This is a genomic window from Longimicrobium sp. (assembly GCF_036280135.1).
GTDB lineage: Bacteria > Gemmatimonadota > Gemmatimonadetes > Longimicrobiales > Longimicrobiaceae > Longimicrobium.
Window position 1 is genome coordinate 1 of record NZ_DASURI010000737.1, and the last position, 2,608, is coordinate 2,608.

The 2,608-nt window shown below is 67.1% G+C and carries 5 protein-coding genes; 4 read left to right on the forward strand and 1 reads right to left on the reverse strand.

Going from position 1 to position 2,608, the window contains the following annotated elements:
• Nucleotides 1–356: 356 nt before the first annotated feature.
• From VFZ20_RS23830 to VFZ20_RS23845, 4 genes are all read left to right on the forward strand, one after another.
• Nucleotides 357–632: a type II toxin-antitoxin system Phd/YefM family antitoxin gene (locus VFZ20_RS23830; protein ID WP_329686455.1), complete on the forward strand. Its 276-nt coding sequence runs from the start codon at nucleotides 357–359 to the stop codon at nucleotides 630–632.
• Complete coding sequence (locus VFZ20_RS23835) at nucleotides 620–1,033, forward strand: PIN domain-containing protein (protein ID WP_329686456.1); 414 nt, start codon at nucleotides 620–622, stop codon at nucleotides 1,031–1,033. Before VFZ20_RS23830 ends, VFZ20_RS23835 begins: the two co-directional genes overlap by 13 nt.
• 319 nt (nucleotides 1,034–1,352) lie before the next feature.
• Nucleotides 1,353–1,715: a hypothetical protein gene (locus VFZ20_RS23840; protein WP_329686457.1), complete on the forward strand. Its 363-nt coding sequence runs from the start codon at nucleotides 1,353–1,355 to the stop codon at nucleotides 1,713–1,715.
• A complete protein-coding gene (locus tag VFZ20_RS23845; protein ID WP_329686458.1) occupies nucleotides 1,712–1,903 on the forward strand; it encodes a hypothetical protein in 192 nt (63 codons plus the stop codon). Before VFZ20_RS23840 ends, VFZ20_RS23845 begins: the two co-directional genes overlap by 4 nt.
• Before the next feature lie 21 nt (nucleotides 1,904–1,924).
• Here VFZ20_RS23845 and VFZ20_RS23850 read toward each other — a convergent pair.
• Nucleotides 1,925–2,608 (reverse strand): OB-fold nucleic acid binding domain-containing protein (locus VFZ20_RS23850; RefSeq protein WP_329686459.1); only part of this gene is annotated, 684 nt, incomplete at its 5' end.

Below are 2,608 nucleotides of genomic sequence, written 5' to 3' on the forward strand. Positions count from 1 at the left end.
GGATCGCTGCGGGTGCTCGCCTGACTCCTGTTTCACCCGCTTTACCGCACGCCACCTGATCTTTCTGCCGTTCTCGAACAAGTCCGCACGTGGCCGAATGGGTGCGGGCGCGTAGCGGATCACCACCCGGTACTGCTCAAGCCTCTGAACCCATCCGCTTTCCGACACGTGCCGAACAGGTTGTTCGGCCGCTGGCCGTGTTCGCCCGCGGGGTTCCGCGGGTGCTTCCAGGGCTGTACAGTTCGTTCACCCAAAGGCCAGCTCCCCCTCACCCCGGGTCAGCGCGGAGGCACTTGATGGTATACGCAAAATCTGATATCCTCCTGAATCGGATTGCATCGATCCAGGAGACCCTCATGCCCGACGCCAGCGTTACCGACGTTGCCCGCAACTTTTCCGAGTACGTCAACCGTGTGGCGTACGGCGGAGAGCAGATCACGCTCATGCGCGGAGGAAAACCCATGGCCAGGCTCATCCCGGTTGCCCGCGGCGTACGCGCCGAGGACCTGCCGGCCCTGTTCGCGTCCCTGCCCCGCCTTGCCCCCGACGAGGCCGAGGCGTTTGCCCGTGACCTCGAATCCGGACGCCCGCTCGCCGGCGACGACGACTTCAGTGACCCATGGGGCTCCTGATCGACTCCAGCGTGCTCATCGAGGCGGAGCGGGGGCACCTGGACCTCGCGGCGCGCGTGCGGGGCCGCGCGGGCGAGGAGGCGTTCATCTCCGCCATTACGGTCAGCGAGATCCTGTTCGGCGTGCACCGGGCCACGGATCCGTCCGTGCGAAACCGCCGCGCCGCCGTCGCCGAGGCCCTGCTGTCGCGGTTCGAGGTGCTGGGGATCGATGGGGCCGTGGCGCGCCTGCACGCGCAGCTCAAGGCGGACCTCGCCGTGCGGGGTACCCCCATCGGACCGCACGACCTGTGGCTCGCGGCCACGTGCATGCTGCACGGGCTCACGATGGTCACGGGCAACCTGCGCGAGTTCCGGCGCGTGCCGGGCCTGCGCGTGGAGGCCTGGGCAGACCCCGCCTGAGCCGAGGACGACTACCATCCCTCTGATCGCCGAGTGAGCGCCCATCCCATGGGCGCTCTTTTCGTCCATCCTGCCCGAAGCGCCTCGCAACACCCCACATCCCATCCGCTTTCCGACACGTGCCGAACAGGTTGTTCAGCCGTTGGCCGTGTTCGCACGCGGTCTTCCAGCGTGGCTGTGCACGCCATTAGCTTCGCGCATGCCGAAGCCACGCGTCTACGTCGAGACCACCATCCCGAACTTCTATTACGAAACGCGCCCCCAACCTGAGATGGTTGCGAGGCGGGGCGCGACAAGGGATTGGTGGGAGCAGGCCAGGATGAACGTCGACCTCATCACCAGCTCCACCGTGCTGCTGGAGCTCGCCGGGGGAACGGGCGAGCGCGCCATGGTGAGGATGGATCTCCTGCGGGAAATCCCCATCGTCATTCCTAATGCCGATGTTGCGGAGATTGTGTTCATGTATCTGCGAAACAAGCTCATGCCTGCGAAGCCCACATCAGGGGATGCCACTCACCTGGCTCTTGCTTCTTATCACCATTGTGATTTCCTTCTGACGTGGAACTGCAAACATCTCGCGAATCCTAACAAGGCGGCTCACATTCTGCGGATCAACGCTCGCCTGGGTCTGCATGTTCCCAGGCTCGTTACTCCGCTGGACCTGCTCGGGAGGGACGAATGACGGAAGGCCACAATGCCGTGGACGAAGCGCTCGATGAGTTGCATGAAGTCCGGCAGCGTATCTGGGATGCGTGCGACCGGGACCTCGACAAGTATTTCGCGATGCTCCAGGACCTCCACCGCGAATTGATCAGTCAGGGCTGGAAGGAAGCGCCTCCGCCGCCGGCCCGGGACAAGTCGGCGGCCTGAGCTTCCTCGCCTCCCCCCACCTCAGTGGTAGTCGTGGGAGGGGACGACGGCGGCGGCGTGGTCCAGGCGCAGGGGGAAGAACGCCTCGGCCTTGAGGTTCACCACGCCGTCCTCCTTTCCGATGCGGCCCCGCACGGCCAGGATGCCGCTGCGGTTGATGATCTCGCGCTCCTTCTCGTACAGCTGCGGGGTCACGATCACGTCCACCCGCCCCGTCTCGTCCTCCAGCCCCACGAACACGAAGCCCTTGGCCGTGCCCGGCCGCTGCCGCACGATGACGATGCCGGCCGCCGTCACGCGCTCGCCGTGCTTTCGCTCCGGCGCGCGCAGGTCCTCCAGCGCGGCGATGCGCATCTCCCGCAGGTAGTCGCGCAGGTGGCGCATGGGGTGGCCGTCGATGTCAAACCCCGTGACGTGGTGCGACATGAGCGTGCGCTCCGTCTCCGCCAGTTGCGGCAGCTGCGCCGTGGACGGCACGGCGGGGGCCAGCGGACCGCCGCTGCGGCGGGTGCGCAGCTCACCCAGCACGGTCCACAGCGCCTGGCGCGGGCCGCCGTCGATCCACGAGCGGAACGCGCCCGCCGCAGCCAGGGCCCGCAGCCCGTGCTCCACGTCGAACCGCTCCACCACGTCCGCCACGCCCGTGAACGGCGCCATCTGCAGCTCGCGCTTGAGCCGCCGCCCGGTCACCGACCCCAGCCCCCG

What these genes read in the sequence shown, in the direction of transcription:
- VFZ20_RS23830 (WP_329686455.1), top strand. Translation starts at nt 357, where the DNA reads ATGCCCGACGCCAGCGTTACCGACGTTGCCCGCAACTTTTCCGAGTAC.
- VFZ20_RS23835 (WP_329686456.1), top strand. Translation starts at nt 620, where the DNA reads ATGGGGCTCCTGATCGACTCCAGCGTGCTCATCGAGGCGGAGCGGGGG.
- VFZ20_RS23840 (WP_329686457.1), top strand. Translation starts at nt 1,353, where the DNA reads ATGAACGTCGACCTCATCACCAGCTCCACCGTGCTGCTGGAGCTCGCC.
- VFZ20_RS23845 (WP_329686458.1), top strand. Translation starts at nt 1,712, where the DNA reads ATGACGGAAGGCCACAATGCCGTGGACGAAGCGCTCGATGAGTTGCAT.